This is a genomic window from Mesorhizobium sp. UC74_2 (assembly GCF_042701485.1).
GTDB lineage: Bacteria > Pseudomonadota > Alphaproteobacteria > Rhizobiales > Rhizobiaceae > Mesorhizobium.
Map to the genome: position 1 here is coordinate 2,500,201 of NZ_CP170562.1, position 23,773 is coordinate 2,523,973.

The following is a 23,773-nucleotide window of genomic DNA, read 5'->3' on the forward strand; positions in this document are numbered from 1 at the left end:
CCAACGATATGTGCAAAACTCACGTATTTTTGCCGATGCTGAAAGACATTATCGGCGGTTTTGCAGTTGCTTTCACTTGGCAAAAAGTTCCAGTATTTGGACCAGCGGGCGGTCAACAGCTCCGCCCGAACGAGCCGCCTGGACAGCGGCCGGGACCAACAGAGAGGATCATCATGCGTATTGCAATGCGTATCGCGCTCGCCACGTCAGCGATCATGCTGGCGTTGGGCGCCGCCCAGGCCCAGGAGAAGGTCGTCAAGATCGGCACCGAAGGCGCCTACCCGCCCTTCAACAACCTGACCGCCGACGGCAAGCTCGTCGGTTTTGACATCGATATCGCCCAGGCGCTCTGCGACGAAATGAAGGTCAAGTGCGAATTCGTGGCTCAGGACTGGGACGGCATCATACCTGCCCTGCAGGCCGGCAAATTCGACGCCATTGTGGCGTCCATGTCGATCACCGAAGAGCGCAAGCAGAAGGTCGACTTCACCAACAAGTATTACAACACGCCGTCGGCCATCGCCGTGCCGAAGGACAGCACGCTGAAGGGTGTGAAGAAGGAAGACCTCGCTGGCAAGACCATCGGCACGCAGTCTTCGACCACCCACTTCAACTACGCGTCGAAGACCTTCACGGACTCGACCGTCAAGCCTTATCCGACCGCTCAGGAATACCAGCTCGACCTCGCCAACGGCCGTCTCGATGCGGTTGAGGACGATATCGTCGTGCTCAGCCAGTGGCTCGAAACCCAGGACGGCGCCTGCTGCAAGCTGCTTGGCCAGCCTGAACCGCAGCCGGTCGAAATCTTCGGTGAAGGTGCCGGTATTGCCATCCGCAAGGGCGACACCGAACTCAAGGACAAGCTCAACGCCGCCATCAAGACCATCCGCGCCAACGGCAAGTACAAGGAAATCAACGAGAAATACTTCAAGTTCGACGTCTACGGCGCCGATTCCTGATCGATTGATTGTTGAAGCAGAAAGGCGGGGACACCCCGCCTTTCTTGTCTGGCCAGCCATGTCATGAGGGGACGACACGGCGGGTTCAAAAAGGGGAACAGGCGGGCGTATGGAAAGCGTTTGGACGCTTCTGAGTTGGGGACCGGACGGCTGGTCGGATAATATCTTCAATGGCGTTTTGGTCACGATCGCACTGGCGATTGCCACCTTGCCTGTCGGACTTGCGATCGGTTTTCTGATTGCATTGGCCAAGCAGTCGAAGGAACCGTCCCTCAGGCTTGCCGGCAATCTCTACACCACCATCTTCCGCGGCCTGCCGGAACTGTTGACGCTGTTTCTCGTGTTTTTCGGGGCGCAGATCGCCCTGCAGAAACTCGTGCAGCTTTTCAATCCGACCGCGACCGTCGAGGTCAATGCCTTCGTATCCGGCATGATCGCGCTCGGCGTCGTCTTTTCATCCTATGCCAGCGAGGTCTTCCTGTCGGCGTTTCGCGCCATTCCGCATGGCCAGTATGAAGGCGGCTACGCAGTCGGCCTCACGAAGAACCAAACCATGAGGCTTGTTGTCCTGCCGCAATTGGTCCGTATCGCCCTGCCCGGCCTCGCCAATCTATGGCTGATCCTGCTCAAGGACACCGCACTCGTTTCTGCCGTCGGCCTCAACGATATTTTGCGCGAGACTGGTGTCGCCGCGCGCGTCACCAAACACGCATTCCTGTTCTTCGGTTATGCAGCGCTGATCTATCTGGTGCTCGCCATCATCTCCTCCTTCGGCATCAACGCCATCGAACGCGCAGTCGGACGACGGGAGGCCTCGCGATGAGTGCTGCTGACATCGCCACAGTAGAGAGGCCGCCAGAGCCGCCTCGTGGTTGGACAAAGGCACGCATAACTGGCCATGCTCTGCTTGCACTCTGGGCGCTTCTGGGTCTCGGACTGGTGTGGTTCCTTGCTACATCCTGGAACCCTGAACTTATTCAGAAGTATGCCCCGGGGTACTGGTCGGGCATTCTTGTCACCTTGAAGCTGGTGGCGATTTCGTGTGCGGTCGGCGCAGTGCTGTCTATCCCGATCGCGTATATGCGCATGTCGAAGAACACCATCCTCTCCGCCATCGCCTACGCCTATGTCTATTTCTTCCGCGGTACGCCGCTGCTTGCCCAGACCTTCCTGATCTATTACGGCCTCGGCTCGTTCCGGCCGCAACTCGAGATGGTTGGTCTGTGGGGTTTCTTCCGCGAAGCCTTCAACTGTGCGGTCTTCGCCTTCGCACTCAACACGGCGGCCTATCAGGCCGAAATCCTGCGCGGCGCCATCGAAAGCGTCCCAAGAGGACAATGGGAGGGAGCAGCATCGCTCGGTCTGCACAAACTGCAGACATTGCGCCAGATCATCCTGCCGCAGGCATTGATTGTCGCGCTTCGCCCCTACGGCAACGAAGTGATCCTGATGATCAAGGGCTCGGCCATCGTTGCCATCATCACGGTCTACGACCTGATGGGCATCACGCGCCTCACCTATTCTCGCACGTTCGACTTCCAGGCCTACGTCTGGGCGGCAATCTTCTACCTCATCATGGTCGAGGTGCTGCGCCACGCCATCGAATGGATCGAACAGCGCATCACCCGCCACCTGCGTCGCTGATCGAAATGCGACGCGCTGTGGACCAAACTGGAAATTGCCCAAATCCGCTGTGATCGGCTAAGACTTCCGCACAGCGAACAAAAGGGACTTCTGGCATGGCAGTGGTGGCATATCTTGGCCTCGGCGTGATGGGTTATCCGATGGCCGGGCATCTCAAGAACAAGGGCGGTCACGACGTGACCGTCTACAATCGTACCGCCGCCAAGGCCGAGAAATGGGTTGCCGAGCATGGCGGGGCCATGGCGCTCACGCCGAAGCAAGCAGCGGAAGGCAAGGATTTCGTCTTTTCCTGCGTCGGCAACGACGACGATCTGCGCTCCGTCACCATCGGCGCGGACGGTGCATTTCACGGGATGAAGAAGGGGGCGATTTTCGTCGACAACACCACGGCCTCCGCCGAGGTCGCGCGCGAACTGGCCTCGGAGGCTGAAAAACGTGGTTTCTTCTTCCTCGACGCGCCGGTCTCCGGCGGACAGGCCGGGGCCGAAAACGGCGTGCTCACCGTCATGGTGGGCGGTGCAGATGATGCCTTCGAAAGGGCCAAACCCGTCATTTCGGCTTTTGCGCGCATGGTCGGCCTGATGGGACCGGTCGGCGCCGGCCAGCTCACGAAAATGATCAATCAGATCTGCATCGCCGGCCTTGTCCAGGGTCTCGCCGAAGCCATCCATTTCAGCAAGAAATCAGGGCTGGACGTCGAAAAAGTGGTGGATGTCATCTCCAAGGGGGCGGCAGGTTCATGGCAGATGGAAAACCGCCACAAGACGATGAATGCCGGCAAGTATGATTTCGGCTTCGCAGTCGACTGGATGCGCAAGGACCTCGGTATCTGCCTGGCGGAAGCCGACCGCAACGGCGCAAAGCTGCCGGTTACAGCCCTGGTCGACCAATTCTACAAGGACGTGCAGGCCATGGGCGGCAGCCGCTGGGATACCTCCTCGCTGCTCGCGCGCCTGGAGAAGTAGCATGATGGGTCGGGCGCCGTTGCTTCTGACGGCGCTCTTCCTGGCGGCTTGTCCGGCCAACGCCGAGCCAAACAAGGTCGTCGCCGACTATTTGCGCGATCAAGTTGCGCGCTGCTGGAATCCTCCGGCCGGCACGGCGGGAATCGGCGCTGTGTTCATAACATTTCAGCTAGACCGACGGGGACGGATAGCAGGAACTCCGCTGCTGGCCGGCCACGAGGCTGATGTGCGTATCGAACTCGATGACAAGGGCGAGGTCACAAACCCTCCCAGGATCATCGCAACACAACAGGACGGAAGACGCGCGGCGGTTGTTCGGCACGCGATATCGGCCATCCGGAAATGTTCACCCTTTCCTGGTCTGGCGAAATTGGCTCCATACGAAAACTGGCGGGAAATCACGCTCACCTTCGAGCCGCGCGGGCTGCGCTGAAGAGCATGACGAACCCACTTTCTCCCACCTCAACCGCCGCGGAAATCCTTGCCTATCTGCACACCCTCGCCTCCGAGGCAAACCGCGAGGGCATGCAGCGGTTCGGCATCAAGGTCGAGCGTGCGCTCGGCGTTCCGCATGGTCCTCAGCGCGAGATCGCCCGGAAGATCAAGCGCAATCATGAGCGCGCTTTCGAGCTTTGGGAGAGTGGCATCGTCGAGGCGCAGTTCATCGCCTCGGCTACGGTTGATCCAAAGCGCTTTTCTGCAAACGACGCAAGGACTTGGGCGTCCACCTTCGATTCCTGGGACATCGTCGACGGTGTCACAGATCTTTTCGTCGACACCGAACATTGGCAGCCGCTCATCACCGAGTTCGCTGAAGACGAGCGCGAATTCGTCCGTCGCGCAGCTTTTTCCATGATCGCCTGGGCATCCGTTCATCGCAAGAAGGAGCCGGACGCCACATTCGAGAACCTGCTTCCGTTGATTGAAAGGTATTCGGGGGACAGCCGCAACTTCGTCAAGAAGGCGGTCAACTGGGCGCTGCGGCAGATCGGCAAGCGCTCGATGTCGTTGCATCTCCCAGCGCTTGCCTTGGCGGAAAAACTGGCTGCCTCCTCTGACAAGACCGAACGCTGGATCGGCAAGGATGCCGTGCGTGAGTTGACCAATCCGAAGATACTGCAAAGACTGGCCAAGCGCGGCTGATGGCGGCCCGAACGAACGATCAGGCCGCGCTCTGGCCCGCCTCGCGATCGAGCGTCATGTAGTCCAGCGGCATTTCGGTGGTGAACTTGATCTGCTCCATCGCAAAGACCGACGAGACATCGCGGATTTCAATCTTGGCGATCAGGCGTTTGTAGAAGGCATCATAGGCGGCGATATCGGGCACCACGACACGCAGCAGATAGTCGACGTCGCCGCTCATGCGGTAGAACTCGACCACCTCCGGGAACTCCTGGATGACCTCCGAGAAGCGACGCAGCCATTCATGGCTGTGTGAGTTGGTGCGGATCGAGACAAACACCGTCACGCGTGCGTTGATCTTCTCCGGGTCGAGCAACGCGACACGACGCTTGATGACGCCCTCTTCCTCCAGCTTCTGGATGCGACGCCAGCAAGGGGTGGTCGACAGGCCGACTTTCTTGGCTACATCAGCGACCGCAAGGGTCGCGTCCTCCTGCAAAAGGCGGAGGATTTTTCTATCAAGGCGATCCATCTTGGGCTCCCGAGGAAAATATTTCCCCATATTCCTTCGAAATTCTGTCACAGACAAGAAAGGAATTCTGCCTGATCGCCGCGAAACGAGTGATAATTTGCGCCGAATTCAGCCAATGCGAGAGCGGATTTCCGATTTCAGGAAAGGCAGCAACTCCATTTCGAACCAGGGATTCTTCTTCAACCAGCCGGTGTTGCGCCAGGATGGGTGCGGCAAGGGCAGCACTTTCGGGCCGACCGCTGCATTCCAGATGGCGCGCCAGTCATACACGGTCTCGGTCAACGAACCACGCCGCATCGCGCCCATGTGCCAGCTCTGAGCGTATATGCCGATGGTCAGGACGAGTTCGATCTGCGGCATCGCCGCCATGAGCTGTCCGCGCCAAGCAGGCGCACATTCCTTGCGCGGCGGCAGATCCGCGCCCTTGGCATCCTGGCCGGGGAAACAGAAGCCCATCGGCACGATGGCGAATTTTTCGGTGTCATAAAACTCGTCCGACGACACGCCCAGCCAATCCCGCAACCGATCGCCGGAAGCGTCGGTGAACGGCAGGCCGGAGAGATGCACCTTCGTGCCGGGCGCCTGGCTGGCCAGGAGAATGCGCGCTGTCGACGATGGCCGCAGCACGGGCCGCGGCTCATGCGGCAACGGCCTGCCGCTCGGCATCTCGACACAGATGCGACAGGCCCGCACCTGCGCGACAAGCTGCTCCAATCCTACGTTCATGCAGCTCAGGCGCCGGCGCTTGGCCGCCCGGAAACGGTCCTGTACCAGCGCAGCACATGCTTGCAGTCTTCCGGCACCGGGATTCGAGCAGGTTTCATGAAATCGACCGCGACAAGACCGGTAATGTCAGCCACCGAATAGCTGCCGCCCGCGATGAACTCGCGCCCAGCCAGCTCCTTGTCGAGCAGCCGCAGGAACTCCACAGCCTTCGGCTTGTTCGCCTCCCCCCATTCCGGCACCTGCGGCACTTCCCATTCCTTCATGGCAGGGTGGATATGGCGGAAGGCCTGCGCCACCGGCGTAAACAGGTTGAACTCCATACGCCGTTGCCACATCTCGACCTGGGCGCGGCCGAGCGCTCCTGTTCCGAACAGAACCGGCTCGGGATGCAATTCCTCGAAATAGCGGCAGATTGCGATAGTCTCGGTGAGCACCGTACCGTCGTCGAGTTCCAGAACAGGCAGACGCTGCAGCGGATTGCGGCTGGTGACCGCTTCTTCCCTGTGGCCAAGAGCGCCCATGTCGACCGGCTCCAGCGGGACACTCAGCCCTTTTTCCGCCAGGAAAATGCGAACCCGGCGCGGGTTGGGCGCCCGGCCGCCGTCGTAAAGCTTCATGACATGCTCCCGATTTGATCTATGCCCACCATAAAACCGCAATCAGCGGAGGCGAAACAGTTCTCGCAAGGTATCGCCGACACTCGCCAACGTTCCATGCCTCGGTTCCGTCGCACCGTCATGGGAGCGGCGCCAGTCCCTCGGCTCGTCGAAACTGCCCGCCCAGATGCCGGCGCGCGCAACGCGCGCCGCAGCTTCCTCCACGTCAAAGTCGCCAAAGGCAACCGCCCAGCCGGCCCTGACCTGCTCGGCATTGAGGTCGACATTCCCCACCTTACAGTCGCCAAGAAGCCGATCATAACGATCGCGCTGCCATCCGCTGCAGGATACCGCGCGGCCGCCGATCAATTTCACCAAGGCCTGTCTCGATAATTTCCCACAGGGATAGTTCAATCCGTCCTTGCGGCACAGTTGAGAGTATTCCGGGGCGTCGATACCGCGCAGGCGAATGCGCTCCTTGCCCAATGTGATCGTATCGCCGTCATTGACGATCGCCGTGCCATTTTCCTGACGTGTCGAGACGCGATCGAACCGGGCCACGATCAGGGCCACCAATCCCAGGAAAAGAATGGCCAGCGCATAGTCGAAGAACCTGCGCCACGAGCTGCGCGGACGCGGCGGATAAGGCCGCCGCCCGGGCCTTTGCGACCATGAACGGCTCATATGGCAAACAAGTTCTTAATCATTCCGCCTTAGCGTCCGGATTGGAGCCGCTGCCCGCAATAATTGAAGTTTCATGCCACTGCTAAGCTCGAACACGGCGGACAAGAACATTGTGGACCGCAGCAAGCCGCATCGCAACAGCGATGTCGCGCGTGCTGTGAAGCGTACGCGCGACCGTCTTTCGCAGCAGGCCGGCAATCCGGATTTCGACCGTGAACTGCTGAAGCTGCACGCCCGCGCGATCGTGAACAGCGCCGCGGCCGTGCCGTTGCTGGTGCTGACCATCGCCGTTGCCGGCCTTGCCGCCGGAATGAATACGGACACGCTTGTCTGGGCGCTTTTTACCATGGGATGCTATGCGGGACTTGCCGTCATAGCGCGTCGCGTCGACCGCACCGAAGCCGCCGCAGTCAAACCGGATCCGATCCGCAACACCTTTCTGGCGGCGCATGGTCTCAGCGGTCTTGGCTGGGCCTATTTCGCATCGCTTGGCTGCGGTGCCTGCACGATCGACCAATTCCCGGTCATCAAGGCAGTCATCCTTCTGATGGCGATGGCAGCCACGGCGATCATGGCTTCGTCCCTGCGCGGTGCGTTGCTGGCCACCTTCGCCATTCCGGTCGCGACCTACGCCTATGTCGGTTCCCAGGGTTGGATGCCTGCGGAACCGATCATGGTCGCGCTGCTCGTCGCGGCGCTCCCTTTCTTCGCCTATGTGGCGCATCACCTCAATCGTTCGTCCGTGATGCTGCTGTCCTTCCGAACCGAGAAGGATTCGCTCATTGCCGAGCTCGAAACCGCCAAGGCGATGTCCGACGAAGCACGACGCCGGGCCGAGGAAGCCAATCTCGCCAAATCGCGGTTTCTTGCCTCGATGAGCCACGAGTTGCGCACGCCGCTCAACGCCATCCTGGGTTTTTCGGAAGTGATGGCCAATGAAGTGCTCGGTCCCATGGGGAACGATACATATAAGGCCTACGCTTCAGACGTTCACGATTCCGGCCGTCACCTGCTCGACCTGATCAACGAAATCCTCGATCTCTCGCGTATCGAGGCAGGACGTTACCAGCTCAACGAAGAGCCGGTGACACTGCTGGCGATCGTCGAGGATTGTTGCCACATGATGGAATTGCGGGCACGCAACAAGGACATTCGCATCGTCGAGGAGTTCGAGCACCAGTTGCCACGCCTGTTCGCCGACGAACGGGCTGTGCGCCAGATCGCCCTCAATCTCCTGTCCAACGCGGTGAAATTCACTCCGACCGGTGGCGAGGTGCGCGTACGCGTCGGCTGGACCGCGGGCGGCGGCCAATACATCTCGATCAAGGACAACGGCCCTGGCATTCCGGCGGACGAAATCCCTGTCGTGCTGTCGGCCTTTGGACAAGGCTCGATCGCCATCAAGAGCGCGGAACAGGGTACAGGGCTTGGCCTGCCGATCGTGCAGGGGTTGATGGCGATGCATGGCGGCGAGTTCGAACTCTATTCGAAACTGCGCGAAGGCACCGAGGCAATCGCCATCTTCCCGCCGACAAGGGTGATGGAGCAACTGCCGGCATTGCCGACCAAGATCGCCGCCGGAAGCCGGCGCCGCTGATCTGGATCAACGAACAGCGGCTGCCATGCCGGAACTGGTCAAGGCCGCGGCCCTGGCGATGCCCGCCGCCAGTGCGCTGCCAAACCCTTCACCATGACTGATGCCGAGCTCAAACAATGGCTCGAGCCCCAGGGATGCGGCAGCTCTGGCATGTCCCGGCTCTGCGGAGAGACCGGCAAGCAGGCAATGGTCGAGCGCTTCCGGATTGGCCCGATGAAGCACCGCGGCGGCGGCCGTCGCCGCAAATCCGTCGAGGATGACGGGAACATTCTGCATGCGCGCAGCCAGGATCGCTCCTGCGATGGCTGCGAACTCGCGCCCGCCGACGCGCCGCAGCGCTTCCAGCGGGTCCTTGAGATTGGCACCATGGAAGGCGAGCGCGGCATCCACCGCTGCCGCCTTGCGCATGCGCATGGCTTCGTCGGCCCCTGAACCCGCGCCGACCCAGTCCGCCCCCTTTCCACCCAGAACGGCCGCCAGAAGTGCGGCGGCAACCGTCGAATTGCCGACACCGATATCGCCCAGACACAGAAGATCGGTCCCGCCTGCCGTCGCTTCCATGCCGAAGGCCATGGTGGCGGCGCAGCCGCGTTCGTCCAGGGCTGCCTCCTCGGTGATGTCACCCGTCGAAATGTGCAGAGCGAGATCGAAGACCTTGAGGCCCAGATCATAAGCGATGCAGGCCTGGTTCACGGCTGCACCACCTGCCGCGCAGAGTTCAACGGCATTCGCGGTTGCAGCGACGGCCCGTGGCGAAATGCCTTGCCGGGTCACGCCGTGATTGCCGGCAAAGACGGCGACCAGCGGACGATTGATGGCAGGTGGCGCCTTGCCGCTCGCGGCCGCGAGCCATGCCGCGATGTCTTCGATACGCCCGAGAGAACTCCCTGGCTTGTCTGCCTTGGCAAACAGCGCTCGCACCCGGTCGCCGGCAGTGCCATCCAGCGGCGGCAGGTTGGCGATCAGGTTGCGGAAATCGTCGAAAGGCAGCGCGCTGGTCATGGCAGGTTCCTGTTCGAAGCCGGCAATAGCCGCCCTGCCCGCTCCACACAACCGCGTGGTCATGAAAACGGCGCTGTCTTGATCTCGAAATTCGCCCGACGGATGAAAGGCTCGCCAGATGACGACCTGAACTGGCGCAACGCCAAGGCCTTGCATTGCCACATTCGTTGCACCATGTGGGAGCGAGCCCCTAGGATATTCCCATGACGGCCATCGAATCGCCCTGCATCCTGGTCTGCTCGATCGACATGAAGACCGGCTATTGCTTCGGTTGCGGACGCACGCGCGACGAAATCTCAGCCTGGCTGAACATGACTCCGGAAAACCGCCGTGCCGTCATGACGGAGTTGCCGGCGCGACTCGCGACCGTGGAGCGCAAACCGCGCCGCGAAACGCGCCGGACGCGCATGGCGCGCGAACGCGGCGAGGTACTTTAGCCCCGATGAACCGCTCGCTTGTCCTTATTCTGGCGATCATCGCTGCAGCGATTGCCCTGCTTGCCTACAACGATTCCGCCGGCAGCACGTTTGGCGTCGAGAACTACAGCTTCGGCAACCTTGTCTGGCTGGGCATCGTCGGGGCGGTGATCGCCGCCGGCCTTCTGCGTTCCGGTCAGCCGCTCGGCAGCATGGCCCGCAATCTGGGCACCTGGGCAGTGATCGTCCTGGCGCTGATCGCAGGCTACCAATACCGCTACGAATTGCAGGATGTGGCCAGCCGTGTCACCGCCGGTCTCATTCCCGGCAGCCCGCTGGCGCTCGGCATGGAAGATGGCCGCGCGACGGTGACGCTCGATAAGGGCAACAATGGCCATTTCCAGGCGCGCATCCTCGTCAACAACAAGCCGGTCAACGCCGTCGTCGATACCGGTGCGACGACAACGGTGCTCACGGCCGAAGATGCGCGCGCGGCAGGCATCGATCCGGGCGGCCTGAACTACACGGTGCGTGTCTCGACAGCCAACGGCAACGCCAACGCCGCTGCGGTCCGCACCAACGAACTGGCGCTCGGCAGCATTGTGCGGCGCGACATGCCAGTCCTCGTCGCCGCCCCTGGAGCGCTCGGCCAGAGCCTGCTGGGCATGAATTTCATCAGTTCGCTGTCGGGTTTCGACATGCGCGGCGACCGTATGATCCTGCGCGACTGATACAATTTTCAGTTGCATATTTTATATTTATAATATACCTATTGTTGCAGATCTTCTTCCGAGTGACGATATATGCGCGCTGCCCTGCTTATTGCGATTTTGATGACAAGTTCGGCCACTGCCGAGCCGATCCAATGGACGACTTCAGCCCGCGGAGGCAGTACGATCGACATTCCTAAGTTCATGACTGAGTCATGGGTACGCGGGCTGATCAATAGTGGCGAAGAAGAGCCATACGGCACTGTCTACCAGCCCGAAGATCACCCCATCATGCTGCGTCAATACTATATGGAGTCTACCAAGAGACCGTACCAGTATATTCTGGGCAATGCGGACGGCATCAAGACAATCGAAAAAGTAGACAAGCCAAATATAGGAATAGTATCAGGCTACACTTCCAAAGGAGAAGATATTTTCTACGGAATGTGCGTAAAATCTGACAAGCTTTACTGCTTCGATGTTTTTTATTCGGCAAAAGAAAGAGCCAAATACGATCCGATCGTCAAGCGGATTGCGAAATCTTTTAGAAAATGTACCGATCCGTGTCTTTGATAACAAGGCACGGTGGGGGCTTTTGCTGCAAGGCCTTGTCCTGACGCCGAGCTGCGTTCGGGCAATTGGATGAGATCCCGTTGTGGATTTTTGCGCGGTGTCATAGAGAGCTGATGGCAACGATACGACCTCATCAAGTCTTTCCCGTATGTCTTGATGTTGCCTTCAACGGCAACCTGAGCAGATAAGAGAAGACATACAATCCGAGATGAGTACGGATGATTTACCAACGCTGAAGATGAAACCGGACAAAAAGAAACCCAGCAATTACAGCCGGTTCGTCCCAGGACAATCCGCCAGGCACACGGAAATCGACCGCTGGCATGATGGCGTCGTCGAGACAGTCGGCGTCTAGATGGATGAAGAAGCCGTCCAGTTCGGTCCGTGACAGGTGGTCGACTGCTTCCCTTGCCGCAGCCTCAATACCCTTCGCACGCACAGCGAGCAGGTCGAGCGCGTTCGGCTCTTTGGGTAAGGGCTGGCTTCCGTACTCCTCCTGATCCTTGTGGTCGCGATAGGCGAACGCAACAGCGTCTGCTGGGCGGACCAGGGGACCGGGACCTTCGAGGTCGGTCAGGAGCGACGGACCATAGCCAGTGACGAATGCGAGATCCATCGAGGCACCCTCCCCGTTTAGTTCCGCCTCCGGCTGGAAGAAATCGGCGTTGCCGTCGATGAACAGCAAGCCGTAGCGCCCGCGCCGTCGTAACGCGAGCATCGAGCCCAGCATGATCGTGCAATCACCACCCAGCACCACTGGAAACTCGCCGGCTCCAGCACCATTTCCACGGCGTCGGCAAGCTTGGGTGACCACGCAGCAATTGCCCCGGCGTTCAAAACGCCGGTATCTGGATCGAGCTCAGGGTCCTTCTCTGGGATGGTCAGCTGCCCAGCGTGGCGTGCATGTATGCGCTCGGCAAGGCCAAGCTCAAGGAGGCGACCAGACAAACGCTCCACCCCATCTGTGGCAAGGCCCAGCGTCGAAGGAGCTTCGAGGATGGCATAGCGGCTTTGCATTGAGGCCTCCGTTCGCAACCAATTGTGCAGCAGGCCAGGGCATCGTTGTAACTCTGCATCCAGAACGGAGGCGCCGACGTCAACAGCATGCAGCCTCAACGCAACGCCCTCGCGCTGTCAACTTCGGCACCGGATTCTTCGATTCGCGAGCCAGCCGTTACCGTAGCGGGCCTTTGGACAACGGCGGCTCGCGTTCTTCGTTCCGTTCAGTCACCCTAGCAGCGACTGGCCGGATCAACTCGCTGGTGCGATGAGTCCCCAAAAACCGGTAGCCTCACGTGTGCGGAGGGTCGGTAGGACACCCTGTTCTGGAGCCCGTCACAAACGATGCCTCGATCGAGCAGGTGGCCTAGACCGATCTCAGCGATCGTTGTCGCCAGCAAGGCACTCGGGCATGCATGGACGCCGCCACCAAACTCCATGGACCTTCTGTCATCGCGAAATAGCTCGAAGCGATCAGGTTCGGGATTGAGCGCCGGATCGCGACTGGCTGCGGCCAAGGTGACGATGACCATGTCATTGGCACGCATTGCTTGCCCGGCGACCACACCATCGCATGCCACGAAGCGAAGCGTGCTGTGGGTGATCGGATCGAAGCGCAGAACTTCCTGAACGAACGCCCCAAGCAGTGCCCGATCGCCATGAACAGCGACCGCTGCCTTGCGATGGCGTGCAAGCGCGACAAGGCTCGAGCCGATCAGTGCAGCGGTTCCGGCAAAACCTTGCGCCATCAGACCAATGCCGTTGGCGACCAACATGCCTGCATCCAGTTGGCGTGAGCGGCCTGCTTGTCGCGACAGCATTGCAAGGAGCGAACTGTCATCATCAGGCAGAGCTGCCAACATGGCACCAAACAGATCGAGAAGCTGGCTGGAGCTGTCGGCACCGGCCTGCAAGACAGCAGGGGTCAGTTCGGGCACTCCGGTAGCTGCAGCCGTTGCAGCCGCGCCGTAATCAGCCATCCAGCGTGAAACGTCCGAAAAGCTGTCGCACGGTACGCCAAGCAGGCTCATGATAACCTGTGTCGGCAAGGCAGCCACGAACTGGTTCAGCCGTTCAAGATCCTCCTCGGGCCTGAGTATTGCCGCGAGCTCCTTCGCCAGACTGTTGGTGACATCTGAGACGCGCCGTTGACTGAGATCCTCAAGTGCAGCCACCACAGTGCTTTTCAACGGGCAGTGGATTTCCCCATCGTTCATCCGCACGAGGCGACCGAAGATTTCGGCGACCGAGGTTCCGATCAAAGGCTCGGGCACCCGGTTGATCATGGGTCTGGTCAGGCAAAGCGGGCTGGTCAATACGGCGTTGGTCGCCGCCGCGCTCACTGCAATCCATGGCCCATCTGTGCCTTCTCGATAAATCGGCTCGCCCGACACCAGACGTGCGTAAAAGGGGTAAGGATCGGGATGAGCCGGGGCCGCTCTCACATGGGCAGGTTCACTTTGGATCCCAGCGCTTGGTGCGCCCGAACCACGGTCGGCAGGATCGGGCGCCTTGGATGCGGCAGTCTCCGATTGTTGCGTCACCTCAATTCTCCTTCTTATGTCGGGCCGCAGATGCCGCAGCCTTCAATCCACGCGCCAGGTCCTGCTTGAGATCCTCGCTGTCTTCGAGGCCGATCTGCAGTCGGATCAACGCACCGTCGAAAGTGCTGCCAGGAAAGGTCCGATCGGCAAGATCCGCCTGCATGGCGAGGCTGCTGTAACTGCCCCATGAATACCCCAGGCCGAACAGCTCAAGCGCATCGAGAAATGCATGTGCCTGTGCGGCGCTTGCCAGGACGATCGAAAACACCCCGCTCGCACCCACGAAATCGCGCTTCCAGAGGGCATGGTCGGGATGGCTCGAAAGCGCCGGATGGAGAACCCGCGCAATGCCGGGCTGACGCTCGAGCCATGTGGCGATCTCGACCGCGCTTTTCTGGTGATGGGTGAGCCGCACCCCCATCGTGCGCAGGCCACGCAGCACTTGATAGGTGTCATCGGGTGCCGCAGGAATCCCTAGCGCCAGGAACATCTCCCACAGCCGCGGCCAGGTAGCGGCGTTCGCAGAGACCATGCCAAGCAGCAGGTCGGCGTGACCGCCGGGATATTTCGTCGCTGCATGTATCGAAACATCGACGCCGTGGTCGAGCGGCCTGAACAACAGCGGTGTCGCCCAGGTGTTGTCCATCAGGACGACGGCGTTGCCGAGACGGGCAGCCTTGGCAATAGCCGGAACATCTTGCACTTCGAATGTGTTGGAGGCCGGAGACTCGGTGAAAACGACCCTGGTGTTGGATCGCATCAGCCGCTGCATGTCGGCGCCGACACGCGGATGGTAATACTCAACCTCCACACCCCTGCGCCTCAGGACAAGTTCGGCGAACTGGCGGGTCGGCGCATAGACGCTGTCCGTGATCAGCGCATGATCGCCGACTGACAGGAACGCCAGCATGGACAAGGCGACAGCCGCCTGGCCAGATGGCACCAGGACGGTGCCGGCCGATCCTTCCAATGCGTCGATCGCACGGCAAAGTGAATTGCTGGTCGGCGTTCCGTGTGTCGCGTAGATGTATGCCTGATCCCTTTGCGCCATCGTTCGAGCGTCGGGAAAAAGCACCGTCGATGCATGGACCACCGGCGGATTGACGAACCCGAAATAGTTCTCGGGTTCGTAGCCGATATGCGCCAGCCGTGTGTTCATGCCAGCATCGGCAAGGCATTTTCCATCAGCTGTCATGAGGTTTCGCCCTGTTGCGCTCGCAATCCCCGTCAGCGCAGCGGCGGCGCATATTGCAGGCCGCCATTGGCCCACAGCGCGTTGATGCCGCGCGCGATCTTCAACGGACTGCCAGTTCCGAGATCGCGCTCGAAAATCTCGCCATAGTTACCGACATGCCTGACGATGCGCGCAACCCAGTCGCTGTCCAGGCCAAGCTCCGCGCCCAGTCGGCTGTCCGCCTCCTGGCCGAGCACACGCTTCACCTCGGCATTGCCGTTGGTTTTCATCTCGCCGACATTGGCCTGGGTGATGCCCAGTTCCTCCGCGGTTACCATCGCGTAATGCGTCCAGCTGACGATATCGAACCATTTGTCGTCGCCTTGGCGAACAGCTGATCCAAGCGGTTCCTTGGATATGACCTCCGGAAGAACAATATGGTCGGCTGGATTGGCGAGCGTCAGACGCACGCTGTACAGCGCTGATTGGTCGATGGTCACGACGTCGCAGCGGCCGGCATCATATGCCGACCGAATTTCCTCGAGTTTTTCGAAGACGACGGGATTGTACTCCATCTTGTTGGCCTTGAAGTAGTCGGCAACGTTCAGTTCGCTGGTTGTACCCGTTTGGATACAAACCGAGGCACCAGCCAGTTGCCGGGCGGATTTCACCCCAGGCAACTTCTTGGGATTGATCATGAATCCCTGACCGTCATAGTAGTTGACCGCTCGAAAATTCAGGCCGAGGGCGGTGTCGCGACCCAGCGACCAGGTGGTGTTGTATTGGAGGATGTCGACCTCGCCCGACTGAAGTGCCGTGAACCGCTCCTTGGCCGACAAAGGCGCGAACTTCACCGCCTTCGGGTCGTCGAAGATCGCAGCTGCAAGAGCACGGCAAAAATCGACATCGAGACCAGACCATTCGCCTTTCTCGTCAGGGGCGGAAAAACCGGGAACGCCAGTACTGACGCCACACTTGACGAAGCCTGCGGCTTTAACGTTTTCCAGCGTACCCGCGAGCGCCGGCATCGCCGATGCTGACAACGACACGGTGAGCACCAACTTCAGCTGTTTCAGCATTCTATTCCCCCTTGTTGAACTCATGCGGCATCCATCCGGGGCAGGTCCCGGGGATCATGTGTTGTCGAGATTTTTCTGATTTGAATCGCCCGCCTTACGGACCGCGATGCTCGGGCTACATCATCACCCAGCGGTCGGTCGTCTTGAGAAGAGAGCGTTCAGTTCCTGCTGGCCGATCTGATCGGCGGCGAATTTAATGGTTCCTGCGGTGCACAATTCCCGAACGCTGCGGCGAACGAGGCCAAGGGCTGATCGCGCTATGCTGCCTCCAAGGCTGACGCGTTTCACACCGATGTCGAGCAACACCGGCACGCTCAGGGGAACAGTGCCCCACCCGATAACGATGTTGACCGGTCCATTGATTTCTCGGACCAGGGTCTTGATTGTGTCCAGGTCGTTGGGGCCGCAGGGATAGACGCAGTCGGCGCCAGCCTCCAGATAGAGGTTGGCTCGCCTTATGGCCGTTGTCAGCGGATCGGCCATGCCGACAAGGAATGCATCGATCTTGGCGTTCAGGACAAAGTCGCCGTCGCTCGCCTCGATCGCAGCTTTTGCTGCCCTGATGCGATCAACCGAAAGCGCCTCATCGTAGAGGCCTTCGGCGCGGGGATTGTTGTCCTCGATATTGCCGCCCGCCAGACCCAAGGTCATTGCGAGACTGACGGTCTCGGCAACAGCGCGAGTATCGGAGCCATAGCCATCTTCCAGATCACCATTAACCGGCAGCGCAATGGCATCGACGATCTGCCGAAGCCGCTGAAACATTTCTTCGCGCGTCAGCACCGAGCTTGCATCGCGAATGTCAAAGTCGGGCTTGCCGAGCGAGAAGGCGATGCCGGCGCTGGTCGTCCCGATCGCCGGGACGCCGCCATCCGCCAGGACGACTGCGCTTCCTGCGTCCCATGCGTTGGGCATGACGAAACCGCGCTCCGCCGCGTGTAGCGCCTTGAACGTTTTTGCCTTTTCGATCTGAACGGCCATCAGCGGATCTCCTCTGCAACTCGCAAGCACGGACATTGCTATTTGGCGGAATAACATTCGTCCAATTTGTAATATTTGTCTGCCCCATAGAAATGATTTATAGCCATGAGATGGACGGCGAAGCACTAAGCACGTTTCTGATGGTCTATCGGCACCGCGGCTTTTCGAACGCGGCTCGAGTTCTGAACCGTACGCAGCCAGCGATCTCGCACCGCATCAGTCTCCTCGAACAAGATCTCGGCATCCCGCTGTTTGAGCGTACGTCCACTGGCATAGCGCTTACACAGGCTGGGCGCGTGCTACTGCCTTATGCCGAGCGCGCACTGGCAGCGCTTCAAGATGCGGAAACGGCCGTGAGAGCCCTCAAAACCGAGGATGCCGGCCCCCTGTCCCTGGCGGTGGTGGGCACCCTGGCAAGCACCAGCCTTACCGGCATCTTGAAGCAGTTTGCGGCCGACCATCCTTTCGTTGATCTGGCATTGCAGACCACCCGCAGTACGGAGGTGAGCGACCTCGTTCGACGCGGCGAAGCAACCATGGGCGTTCGCTACGACCGCGACGGCTCACCAGACCTGCAATATGAGTGTCTGGGCAGAGAAAGGATGCTGGTCACCTGCCCCACAGACCATGGCATGGCTGGCAGCTCGATAAGGTCGCTCGCGGAATTGGTTCGTGAGCGATGGATCGCCTTCCCGGAAATTCCGGGGCAACGCGAGATCTGGGCGTCGCACGTGTTCAGCATCTTCCAGACATTTGGGCTGGGCGAAATCAAGTGGACCCCAGTCGACAGCCTGACCGCTCAGAAGCGCCTCGTCGAAGCTGGGTTTGGCATCGCCTTGATGATGGAAAGCGCCGTCAAAGAGGAACTGTCGGCTGGAACGCTCGCCACGATAGATGTCAAGGATTTGACACTTTCCATACCGATTTTTCTGGTTACCCGCGACGGCGGTTTCCTGAGTGCGGCTGCGGTCCGGCTACGCAAGTTACTAAGCACAAATTACCTCGGCCTTGAGCCGGTCCATGTGGGAAATGAATCGCAAGCGATGGTCTGAGCCATTCGCCACACCCCGTGATCGTTTGACACCGCTGCCATGACGGGACCAGGTCACTAAACAGAAACCTGCAGCGTGTGTTGCAATTCTTCGTGGAGCTTCTTCAACAGACGACTGAGATTGGTGCTGTCTTTCGAGCTCCACTGTGACTGGATCCGGGGGGGGTAAGCGTATACCACGCACCATTTCGATTGCTGCACGAAGTTCTTCTCCCTGCTCTGTCAGGGAGGCAAGACCGATGTGCTTGTTGGTAGCGGCCGGTAAGCTGTTGCTTGCCAGTCTGCTGTACAAGGCGGGTCGCGGGTTGGCTCGGCGGACCGCGGCATCGATCCTGATTTGTCGGCGCAACATGTTAGGAGGCGTCGAAACCAATGCTCACAAAATCCGTGAAAATAGGTGCGGCAGGGTCTCTTCACGTCCGGATTCCGTGTCAGACCTGCTCGGCAGTCTGGGTGATCCTGCAGCCGAAGATAGCTGCAGGATCCAAGCTGCTGGCAATCCCTATCGGCGGATATCACAGGCGTGCGCTACCTGCTCTCTAACCGCGTATCTCCCTCATGTTTGCATTTGGGTTGGGAATTGGAGCCGCTACAATGCGCCCCAGGAGCCGGACGCGGGCTGAGCCGACCCGGAAGAGCGAGAAAAACAAGAAATTGACATTCAAGGCGAAGAAGTTTACACACCTTTAATCGATATTTGTCTGTCTGAATTTTGTTTATCTGCGCGTCAGACGCGCCTTCAACGAACCTCTCCCTTCAAGAATCGAGATGACCTCGCCATGCATTTGCATGGTGAGCAAATTAATATTTCAATGAGAAACGGTTTATCATGAGCACTGGAACAGTTAAGTGGTTCAATGCCACAAAAGGCTTCGGCTTTATTCAACCAGACGATGGCACGCAGGACGTTTTTGTCCACATTTCGGCTGTCGAGCGTGCAGGAATGCGTGACATCGCAGAAGGCCAGAAGCTTGGCTACGAGATGGTGCGCGACCGCAAGTCGGGAAAAATGTCGGCCGACCAGCTTACAGCTGCCTAATTGAGATTCGCCCCGTCGATGTGAACGCCCAGGAAGGCCGGGCTTTTGCCTGGCCTCTTCGTCTTGAAGAATTGAGAGAACGTGACCGCTTCCAAGAAAATCCTCGATCGTGCCGAAATCCTCTTTACCAAACCCCAAACACAGTCACTGGCACTGAGCCGAATTCATTCGGAGCGCGATGAGGCAAGTCAGGCCCGCGCGGAAAAAACCGCACGTCTGCGGGAATTGCGTCTGGAGAAGGAGGCGGAACTTCTGGTTGCAGCACCGGTCACCAAACACAAGGAAAGAGGCTGATGGCCAGACGAGCAGCCCTGGTATCAATGGCAGCGGATTCCACCATTGCCGACGCCGTGCAAAAACTTGCCGACCCAGTCGAGTATGTCCGCCGGGTCCTCGATAAGCTGGAACGCTGCCGGCGTATTCATGGCGACGCCCAGGTGCGGATTGGGGTACGCGGTCGAGTAGAATGCCCTAACTATGTGATCGAGTCTCTCCGTCACGATACCAAGAGGGGTCACACGACCATCCATTCGGACGCCGCCTACAGCGGGAGCACCCATCGAGAACTCGCCCCTAGGCATATCGAGGAGACCACGAACTGGTCGTCCGAGGAAATGAATATCACTGCGGTGTCGGCTCTGATCGGGCGCCTGCGCAACGCGCGCGACAGACCGCCAGGACGAGTTATGACCTTTGAACTTGCGAAATGATCTTGACTGCATTTCAAACGACGATTTCGACTGCAATGCCTGCGGCGCGTGCTGCTCCTACTCGTCGACATGGCCAAGGTTTTCGACCGAGACAGATACGCAACTCGACCAGATTCCCGCTGAGAATATTTCCCCCGATGGAAGCGGCATGCGCTGCGATGGCGCTCGCTGTTCGGCGCTTGTCGGCAAAGTCGGGACATCGACCTCGTGTTCCATCTATGGAAACCGCCCGGAGGTCTGCCGCGCCTGCTATCCAGGCGACGACGACTGCCTCATGGCGCGCACGGCACTGGGCTTAGGTTGATTTATCCGACGGATGCGGAGGGATTGCGATCGATCATGTCCCAGTCGGAGCGGGTTCGGACCACGAACATAATCACCTGTAGCTGGCAGGATGTGATAGAGTGGTTTGCTCGTGCGCGATCATGCGCACCTGTCTGACAAAGATCGGACACTACCATGCAATCCCGGGAATGGATTAAGCCCGCCGGTTATGGCGCGGCCGGAGGAGCTTTAGCGCTCGCAATCATCGGCTTCACCGCTGGCGGGTGGGTAACGGGCGGCACTGCTACGAAGATGGCGGAAAACTCCGCCACCAACGCCGTCGTCGCCGTCATGACCCCCTATTGTGTAGCGCAGTCCAAGAGTGCGCCGAATTCGGTCGAGGTGTTGGCCGCTCTTAAATCCGCTAACAGCTATGATCGTCGCTCGATCATTGAGAAGGCCGGCTGGGCCACGCCGCTTGGGAACACCACGCCCAACACGGCATTAGCGGTCTCCTGCAATTCCGCCCTCGCCCTGAACTAGGATAAGAACGAGGCGCTGGCTGGCAACCTGCGCCTCGTCCTTCATAAGCACCATGTGGCAACCGTCGCAGAGCCTGACGCCATTCAATCCAAAGGTGCGGTAGCGGTCGTAAGCATCCGTGTTTTTAGCGCCATCCGTCTGTCGTGCCGTTCGTCGGTGCTTGCGCGCAACCGCTCATGCGGGCCTTGCAGATGAAGCGCAGATGCTGGCTCGCCTGACTAAGCCTTCAGGCTCCCTGATGAAGAGGAGTTGCTCCGATACCTGCGGGCAATGTTTGACATATTTCAAGAGTTTCCGCTTCCGAAGCCGTTCCTTGGAACAGGTTGCTCCCCAGCGGGCTGGCGTCGTTGACTGAGGTTGTCGAAAACCCGCCAGAGCATACCATGAAATACCCGCCCCAATGGCTCAACGTAACAAGCAGGCGGCACTCGACCGGAAAGCGGAATTAGTTTGCTTTGCGTCGTCAAAGAGCATCCACTGCGCTATCGTCAGCATTCGCGTTGGCAAGCTGAGACAGAGAGCTATATCGCGCTCCCGCCTACAATGGAGACGATATGCCCCGATACTTTTTTCACGTTATAGACGGACGAGCGGTGATAGACACCACCGGTCTTGTCCTCAACAACGACACCGAGGCTCGGATCGAAGCCCTTCGTGGGGCCGGGCAGATGCTGGATGACGAGGGCATGAACCTATGGCTTGGAAACAGGTGGTCCCTGACTGTCGTAGATGAAGACGGATTTGTGCTGTTCAATCTGAGATTTGCTGTCGACCAGCCAATACGGCGTCACACTTTGCTATCATGAATAGCCGGAAAATAAGTCGGTGAGATGATGGTCGAAGCAATGTGGAAACACCAGTTGATCCACGTTGCCACTCTATTCACCCAGATGGGCTTAGCTAAAGCAATGGTGCAATGCAGGCTGAACTGCACTGAACTCGCCGGAGGGCTCAACTCCTGGCGACCGCGCGGGAAAGTCGCCATAGTTCGGCGACGCTAGGCAACTCTCCTGCCCCACGAGCTATGGGCATCGGGCCCAAGTGCGTGAAGGGCCTGTCACCGATACGATCTTGAAACCGGCCGGAAATCGGCGAGTCAATTTTGGTGCCGACATCACGCCGTGGCCACGAGCAAGATTCCCCGATTGTCCCGGCTGAAATGAGCACACCGTCCAGCACGATTGCGAAAAGGACCAACGTATCGGCCGTGATCACGCGCGCGCCCCCGCACCTGGACGGAAGCCTAAGCCGCGCGACGCAGGCGCCGGTGAAGGTAGTTCTCGTCAAAACCGGCGACCTGGATCAGCGCGACTGGATTGGTGATGGTAAGGCTGCCTCGCTGCAAGGCCATCGCGCCTGTCTTCTTCAATTCCTTCAGGACCCGGTTGAGATGGACCGGGGTCATACCAAGTGAATCGGCCAGCAGAAGCTGGGACAAGGGCAGTTCCAGCTGCGTATCCGCGGTAATGCCGATATTCTGAGCTCTCAGGTAAAGTTCGCACATCAGATGTGCGACCCGCTCGACGCTGCTGCGGCGGCCCATGCTCGTGATCCAAGCTCGCATCGTGCCTTCGTCAACCAGTTGGGCGATGTACATCGCCTTGGCGACCCGGGGATGACGATCCATGATCGTATCCATCAGGTGGCGGTCGATAGTGGCAACGACAGCTGCAGTGATCGTCTGGATGCTGTGATCCATTTCCTTCAGGAGCCCAACGTGGAGATCGCAGGAATCGCCCGGCATGAGATAGGCCAGGATCTGCCGGGTCCCGTTCGGCAGGATCTTATAGCGGCACGCCCACCCGTGCAGGACGATAAAGACCGGCCCCGGCCTGTCACCCTCTCTGATCAGATCCTTGCGCGGGCCAATGTTGCGAGCGCCGACGGTAGCCGCCAGAAGCGCGGAAATATCCTCATCATCGAGACTTCCAAAACCTCGCAATTTTTCAACAAACCGATTGCTCATGGGCCCACACTCCCACGCCAGGCTAAGGTTTAATATTGTCCAAAGTTAATATCAAAAGTTGATTTAGTTAATGGCTCTCGATTTGATTTTCCCGTATGTTCCGCCATCGCTGGACGTGATGCGGCCTGGCGACCGCGAGATGAAGTGCTCTCGCCAATGCGAGCGAAGGGGCATGACTTCGGAAACCATCAAGGACAATCAAGCGGCATTGCGCACCGAGGAAGGACCGGATGCTCATGGGCAAGCGGCATTGTTGCTTGTGGAGAGCCTGATCCATGCCCTGATCGCGGGGTCTGTGATCACCGTCCAGGAGGCGGTCGAAGTCGTTGAAACCGCCGCGGACGTGAAACAAGAAATCGCTGAATCGCTAGGCGATTCTCCAGACAGGCTCGGCCAGTCGCTTACCTTGCTCCAGACGATCTCCGATAGTCTCAAGCAGGACGTCCCGCTGGGTTGACCGCAACCCGAATTGCCTGGGAATGGTCCTAGTCTATTTCGCACTCTTGCCTGCAGATGGCCAAACAGAGGCGAGAGCATGTGGCTGGTGCCAAGACGAGTGTGAAGGACTTGCACTGCCTGCTTCATAGAGCTATTCGCGATCGGCGCTGGGCTGTTGGCCGGCGCCATCAGGCAACGGCCCGCCCAGTTCAGGCTGGGCGGGCTTCTTGTATTTCAAAGGTTGGATGCAAAGCCGAAAAGAACAGAGAAAATGATAACTGCAATTGCAGCAACGATGATCATCGTTCCAAACGTCCGTCCATAACTCAACAGCGCATCTTGGACCGGCATGGAGATTTTCATGGGAATGGGATCCTTACGTGAGTTGGCGGCCATTTAGATCGGACGATCATGCTGATCTGCCCCCACTCTGGCCCGGTGCGCGGTTTCCACGGCATC

At 59.3% G+C, this 23,773-nt stretch carries 29 protein-coding genes and 1 pseudogene; 18 read left to right on the forward strand and 12 right to left on the reverse strand.

Features of this window, described 5'->3' with window-relative positions; genetic code table 11:
• The first annotated feature begins 173 nt into the window (after positions 1-173).
• The 6 genes from ACFJIU_RS11990 to ACFJIU_RS12015 all read left to right on the forward strand — a co-directional run bounded on the left by ACFJIU_RS11990 (position 174) and on the right by ACFJIU_RS12015 (position 4,711).
• The gene (locus ACFJIU_RS11990; RefSeq protein WP_379071580.1) at positions 174-959 is read left to right on the forward strand and encodes an ABC transporter substrate-binding protein; all 786 of its coding nucleotides are present in this window, start codon (positions 174-176) and stop codon (positions 957-959) included.
• Between the two features lie 109 nt (positions 960-1,068).
• Complete coding sequence (locus tag ACFJIU_RS11995) at positions 1,069-1,782, forward strand: ABC transporter permease (RefSeq protein WP_144377515.1); 714 nt, start codon at positions 1,069-1,071, stop codon at positions 1,780-1,782.
• Positions 1,779-2,603, forward strand: a complete 825-nt coding sequence (locus tag ACFJIU_RS12000; RefSeq protein ID WP_379071583.1) for an ABC transporter permease — start codon at positions 1,779-1,781, stop codon at positions 2,601-2,603. The genes ACFJIU_RS11995 and ACFJIU_RS12000 overlap by 4 nt, the downstream gene beginning before the upstream one ends.
• 95 nt (positions 2,604-2,698) lie before the next feature.
• Positions 2,699-3,568, forward strand: coding sequence for an NAD(P)-dependent oxidoreductase (locus ACFJIU_RS12005; protein WP_379071586.1), 870 nt, complete (start codon positions 2,699-2,701; stop codon positions 3,566-3,568).
• Position 3,569: 1 nt separating this feature from the next.
• Positions 3,570-4,001: a cell envelope integrity protein TolA gene (locus ACFJIU_RS12010; protein ID WP_379071588.1), complete on the forward strand. Its 432-nt coding sequence runs from the start codon at positions 3,570-3,572 to the stop codon at positions 3,999-4,001.
• A gap of 5 nt (positions 4,002-4,006) precedes the next feature.
• The gene (locus tag ACFJIU_RS12015; RefSeq protein WP_379071591.1) at positions 4,007-4,711 is read left to right on the forward strand and encodes a DNA alkylation repair protein; all 705 of its coding nucleotides are present in this window, start codon (positions 4,007-4,009) and stop codon (positions 4,709-4,711) included.
• A 19-nt stretch (positions 4,712-4,730) separates the two neighbouring features.
• Here ACFJIU_RS12015 and ACFJIU_RS12020 read toward each other — a convergent pair whose 3' ends face one another.
• From ACFJIU_RS12020 to ACFJIU_RS12035, 4 genes are all read right to left on the reverse strand, one after another.
• The gene (locus tag ACFJIU_RS12020) at positions 4,731-5,222 is read right to left on the reverse strand and encodes an Lrp/AsnC family transcriptional regulator (RefSeq protein ID WP_054313024.1); all 492 of its coding nucleotides are present in this window, start codon (positions 5,220-5,222) and stop codon (positions 4,731-4,733) included.
• Between the two features lie 108 nt (positions 5,223-5,330).
• On the reverse strand, positions 5,331-6,014 hold the full coding sequence (locus ACFJIU_RS12025) for a uracil-DNA glycosylase family protein (RefSeq protein WP_379073061.1): 684 nt from the start codon (positions 6,012-6,014) through the stop codon (positions 5,331-5,333).
• The gene (locus ACFJIU_RS12030) at positions 5,954-6,565 is read right to left on the reverse strand and encodes a glutathione S-transferase (protein ID WP_379071593.1); all 612 of its coding nucleotides are present in this window, start codon (positions 6,563-6,565) and stop codon (positions 5,954-5,956) included. The genes ACFJIU_RS12025 and ACFJIU_RS12030 overlap by 61 nt, the downstream gene beginning before the upstream one ends.
• 42 nt (positions 6,566-6,607) lie before the next feature.
• A complete protein-coding gene (locus ACFJIU_RS12035; RefSeq protein WP_379071596.1) occupies positions 6,608-7,228 on the reverse strand; it encodes a thermonuclease family protein in 621 nt (206 codons plus the stop codon).
• 73 nt (positions 7,229-7,301) lie between these two features.
• Here ACFJIU_RS12035 and ACFJIU_RS12040 point away from each other — a divergent pair, with 73 nt between their 5' ends.
• Entirely contained in the window at positions 7,302-8,825 is a 1,524-nt protein-coding gene (locus ACFJIU_RS12040; protein WP_379071598.1) for a sensor histidine kinase, read from the forward strand.
• Between the two features lie 6 nt (positions 8,826-8,831).
• On the opposite strand, the gene ACFJIU_RS12045 is transcribed toward ACFJIU_RS12040, so the two are convergent.
• The gene (locus ACFJIU_RS12045) at positions 8,832-9,827 is read right to left on the reverse strand and encodes a nicotinate-nucleotide--dimethylbenzimidazole phosphoribosyltransferase (RefSeq protein ID WP_379071600.1); all 996 of its coding nucleotides are present in this window, start codon (positions 9,825-9,827) and stop codon (positions 8,832-8,834) included.
• Positions 9,828-10,030: 203 nt separating this feature from the next.
• On the opposite strand from ACFJIU_RS12045, the gene ACFJIU_RS12050 reads away from it, so the two are divergent.
• The 3 genes from ACFJIU_RS12050 (at position 10,031) to ACFJIU_RS12060 (ending at position 11,526) form a co-directional block, all read left to right on the forward strand.
• The gene (locus ACFJIU_RS12050) at positions 10,031-10,264 is read left to right on the forward strand and encodes a DUF1289 domain-containing protein (protein WP_379071603.1); all 234 of its coding nucleotides are present in this window, start codon (positions 10,031-10,033) and stop codon (positions 10,262-10,264) included.
• A gap of 5 nt (positions 10,265-10,269) precedes the next feature.
• Complete coding sequence (locus ACFJIU_RS12055; RefSeq protein ID WP_379071605.1) at positions 10,270-10,974, forward strand: TIGR02281 family clan AA aspartic protease; 705 nt, start codon at positions 10,270-10,272, stop codon at positions 10,972-10,974.
• 72 nt (positions 10,975-11,046) lie between these two features.
• On the forward strand, positions 11,047-11,526 hold the full coding sequence (locus ACFJIU_RS12060) for a hypothetical protein (RefSeq protein WP_379071608.1): 480 nt from the start codon (positions 11,047-11,049) through the stop codon (positions 11,524-11,526).
• Positions 11,527-11,803: 277 nt separating this feature from the next.
• Here ACFJIU_RS12060 and ACFJIU_RS12065 read toward each other — a convergent pair.
• The 5 genes and pseudogenes from ACFJIU_RS12065 to ACFJIU_RS12085 all read right to left on the reverse strand — a co-directional run.
• Positions 11,804-12,543: pseudogene (locus ACFJIU_RS12065) on the reverse strand (arginase family protein); the annotation flags it as partial.
• Positions 12,544-12,758: 215 nt separating this feature from the next.
• The gene (locus ACFJIU_RS12070; protein ID WP_379071611.1) at positions 12,759-14,069 is read right to left on the reverse strand and encodes a cytochrome P450; all 1,311 of its coding nucleotides are present in this window, start codon (positions 14,067-14,069) and stop codon (positions 12,759-12,761) included.
• 1 nt (position 14,070) lies between these two features.
• Positions 14,071-15,264: a cystathionine beta-lyase gene (locus tag ACFJIU_RS12075; protein ID WP_379071614.1), complete on the reverse strand. Its 1,194-nt coding sequence runs from the start codon at positions 15,262-15,264 to the stop codon at positions 14,071-14,073.
• 32 nt (positions 15,265-15,296) lie between these two features.
• The gene (locus ACFJIU_RS12080; RefSeq protein WP_379071617.1) at positions 15,297-16,322 is read right to left on the reverse strand and encodes an amino acid ABC transporter substrate-binding protein; all 1,026 of its coding nucleotides are present in this window, start codon (positions 16,320-16,322) and stop codon (positions 15,297-15,299) included.
• Between the two features lie 123 nt (positions 16,323-16,445).
• The gene (locus tag ACFJIU_RS12085) at positions 16,446-17,429 is read right to left on the reverse strand and encodes an isocitrate lyase/phosphoenolpyruvate mutase family protein (RefSeq protein WP_379071620.1); all 984 of its coding nucleotides are present in this window, start codon (positions 17,427-17,429) and stop codon (positions 16,446-16,448) included.
• Between ACFJIU_RS12085 and ACFJIU_RS12090 the strand changes: the two genes are divergently transcribed.
• From ACFJIU_RS12090 to ACFJIU_RS12120, 7 genes are all read left to right on the forward strand, one after another.
• Entirely contained in the window at positions 17,414-18,355 is a 942-nt protein-coding gene (locus ACFJIU_RS12090; protein WP_379071623.1) for a LysR family transcriptional regulator, read from the forward strand. The genes ACFJIU_RS12085 and ACFJIU_RS12090 overlap by 16 nt on opposite strands.
• A gap of 828 nt (positions 18,356-19,183) precedes the next feature.
• Positions 19,184-19,393 carry a cold-shock protein gene (locus ACFJIU_RS12095; RefSeq protein WP_379071626.1) on the forward strand — a complete coding sequence of 70 codons (210 nt, stop codon included), beginning with the start codon at positions 19,184-19,186 and terminating at the stop codon, positions 19,391-19,393.
• Positions 19,394-19,474: 81 nt separating this feature from the next.
• Positions 19,475-19,687 (forward strand): hypothetical protein, encoded by a 213-nt coding sequence (locus ACFJIU_RS12100; protein WP_379071629.1) that lies wholly within the window; start codon positions 19,475-19,477, stop codon positions 19,685-19,687.
• Entirely contained in the window at positions 19,687-20,103 is a 417-nt protein-coding gene (locus ACFJIU_RS12105) for a hypothetical protein (protein ID WP_379071632.1), read from the forward strand. Before ACFJIU_RS12100 ends, ACFJIU_RS12105 begins: the two co-directional genes overlap by 1 nt.
• A 10-nt stretch (positions 20,104-20,113) precedes the next feature.
• A complete protein-coding gene (locus ACFJIU_RS12110; protein ID WP_379073062.1) occupies positions 20,114-20,407 on the forward strand; it encodes a YkgJ family cysteine cluster protein in 294 nt (97 codons plus the stop codon).
• A 155-nt stretch (positions 20,408-20,562) separates the two neighbouring features.
• Positions 20,563-20,910 (forward strand): hypothetical protein, encoded by a 348-nt coding sequence (locus ACFJIU_RS12115; RefSeq protein ID WP_379071635.1) that lies wholly within the window; start codon positions 20,563-20,565, stop codon positions 20,908-20,910.
• Between the two features lie 554 nt (positions 20,911-21,464).
• Complete coding sequence (locus ACFJIU_RS12120; protein ID WP_379071637.1) at positions 21,465-21,716, forward strand: DUF6894 family protein; 252 nt, start codon at positions 21,465-21,467, stop codon at positions 21,714-21,716.
• 437 nt (positions 21,717-22,153) lie between these two features.
• Here the strand turns inward: ACFJIU_RS12120 and ACFJIU_RS12125 are convergent, their stop codons facing one another.
• Complete coding sequence (locus tag ACFJIU_RS12125; RefSeq protein ID WP_379071640.1) at positions 22,154-22,876, reverse strand: Crp/Fnr family transcriptional regulator; 723 nt, start codon at positions 22,874-22,876, stop codon at positions 22,154-22,156.
• A gap of 172 nt (positions 22,877-23,048) precedes the next feature.
• On the opposite strand from ACFJIU_RS12125, the gene ACFJIU_RS12130 reads away from it, so the two are divergent.
• Positions 23,049-23,333, forward strand: coding sequence for a hypothetical protein (locus ACFJIU_RS12130; RefSeq protein ID WP_379071643.1), 285 nt, complete (start codon positions 23,049-23,051; stop codon positions 23,331-23,333).
• 215 nt (positions 23,334-23,548) lie between these two features.
• Here ACFJIU_RS12130 and ACFJIU_RS12135 read toward each other — a convergent pair whose 3' ends face one another.
• Positions 23,549-23,677, reverse strand: a complete 129-nt coding sequence (locus ACFJIU_RS12135; RefSeq protein WP_379071646.1) for a hypothetical protein — start codon at positions 23,675-23,677, stop codon at positions 23,549-23,551.
• Positions 23,678-23,773 lie beyond the last annotated feature (96 nt).

Coding starts and splice junctions, on each gene's coding strand:
- ACFJIU_RS11990 (WP_379071580.1), top strand. CDS start 174: ATGCGTATTGCAATGCGTATCGCGCTCGCCACGTCAGCGATCATGCTG.
- ACFJIU_RS11995 (WP_144377515.1), top strand. CDS start 1,069: ATGGAAAGCGTTTGGACGCTTCTGAGTTGGGGACCGGACGGCTGGTCG.
- ACFJIU_RS12000 (WP_379071583.1), top strand. CDS start 1,779: ATGAGTGCTGCTGACATCGCCACAGTAGAGAGGCCGCCAGAGCCGCCT.
- ACFJIU_RS12005 (WP_379071586.1), top strand. CDS start 2,699: ATGGCAGTGGTGGCATATCTTGGCCTCGGCGTGATGGGTTATCCGATG.
- ACFJIU_RS12010 (WP_379071588.1), top strand. CDS start 3,570: ATGATGGGTCGGGCGCCGTTGCTTCTGACGGCGCTCTTCCTGGCGGCT.
- ACFJIU_RS12015 (WP_379071591.1), top strand. CDS start 4,007: ATGACGAACCCACTTTCTCCCACCTCAACCGCCGCGGAAATCCTTGCC.
- ACFJIU_RS12020 (WP_054313024.1), bottom strand. CDS start 5,222: ATGGATCGCCTTGATAGAAAAATCCTCCGCCTTTTGCAGGAGGACGCG.
- ACFJIU_RS12030 (WP_379071593.1), bottom strand. CDS start 6,565: ATGAAGCTTTACGACGGCGGCCGGGCGCCCAACCCGCGCCGGGTTCGC.
- ACFJIU_RS12035 (WP_379071596.1), bottom strand. CDS start 7,228: ATGAGCCGTTCATGGTCGCAAAGGCCCGGGCGGCGGCCTTATCCGCCG.
- ACFJIU_RS12040 (WP_379071598.1), top strand. CDS start 7,302: ATGCCACTGCTAAGCTCGAACACGGCGGACAAGAACATTGTGGACCGC.
- ACFJIU_RS12045 (WP_379071600.1), bottom strand. CDS start 9,827: ATGACCAGCGCGCTGCCTTTCGACGATTTCCGCAACCTGATCGCCAAC.
- ACFJIU_RS12050 (WP_379071603.1), top strand. CDS start 10,031: ATGACGGCCATCGAATCGCCCTGCATCCTGGTCTGCTCGATCGACATG.
- ACFJIU_RS12055 (WP_379071605.1), top strand. CDS start 10,270: ATGAACCGCTCGCTTGTCCTTATTCTGGCGATCATCGCTGCAGCGATT.
- ACFJIU_RS12060 (WP_379071608.1), top strand. CDS start 11,047: ATGCGCGCTGCCCTGCTTATTGCGATTTTGATGACAAGTTCGGCCACT.
- ACFJIU_RS12075 (WP_379071614.1), bottom strand. CDS start 15,264: ATGACAGCTGATGGAAAATGCCTTGCCGATGCTGGCATGAACACACGG.
- ACFJIU_RS12080 (WP_379071617.1), bottom strand. CDS start 16,322: ATGCTGAAACAGCTGAAGTTGGTGCTCACCGTGTCGTTGTCAGCATCG.
- ACFJIU_RS12090 (WP_379071623.1), top strand. CDS start 17,414: ATGGACGGCGAAGCACTAAGCACGTTTCTGATGGTCTATCGGCACCGC.
- ACFJIU_RS12095 (WP_379071626.1), top strand. CDS start 19,184: ATGAGCACTGGAACAGTTAAGTGGTTCAATGCCACAAAAGGCTTCGGC.
- ACFJIU_RS12105 (WP_379071632.1), top strand. CDS start 19,687: ATGGCCAGACGAGCAGCCCTGGTATCAATGGCAGCGGATTCCACCATT.
- ACFJIU_RS12115 (WP_379071635.1), top strand. CDS start 20,563: ATGCAATCCCGGGAATGGATTAAGCCCGCCGGTTATGGCGCGGCCGGA.
- ACFJIU_RS12120 (WP_379071637.1), top strand. CDS start 21,465: ATGCCCCGATACTTTTTTCACGTTATAGACGGACGAGCGGTGATAGAC.
- ACFJIU_RS12125 (WP_379071640.1), bottom strand. CDS start 22,876: ATGAGCAATCGGTTTGTTGAAAAATTGCGAGGTTTTGGAAGTCTCGAT.
- ACFJIU_RS12130 (WP_379071643.1), top strand. CDS start 23,049: ATGACTTCGGAAACCATCAAGGACAATCAAGCGGCATTGCGCACCGAG.
- ACFJIU_RS12135 (WP_379071646.1), bottom strand. CDS start 23,677: ATGAAAATCTCCATGCCGGTCCAAGATGCGCTGTTGAGTTATGGACGG.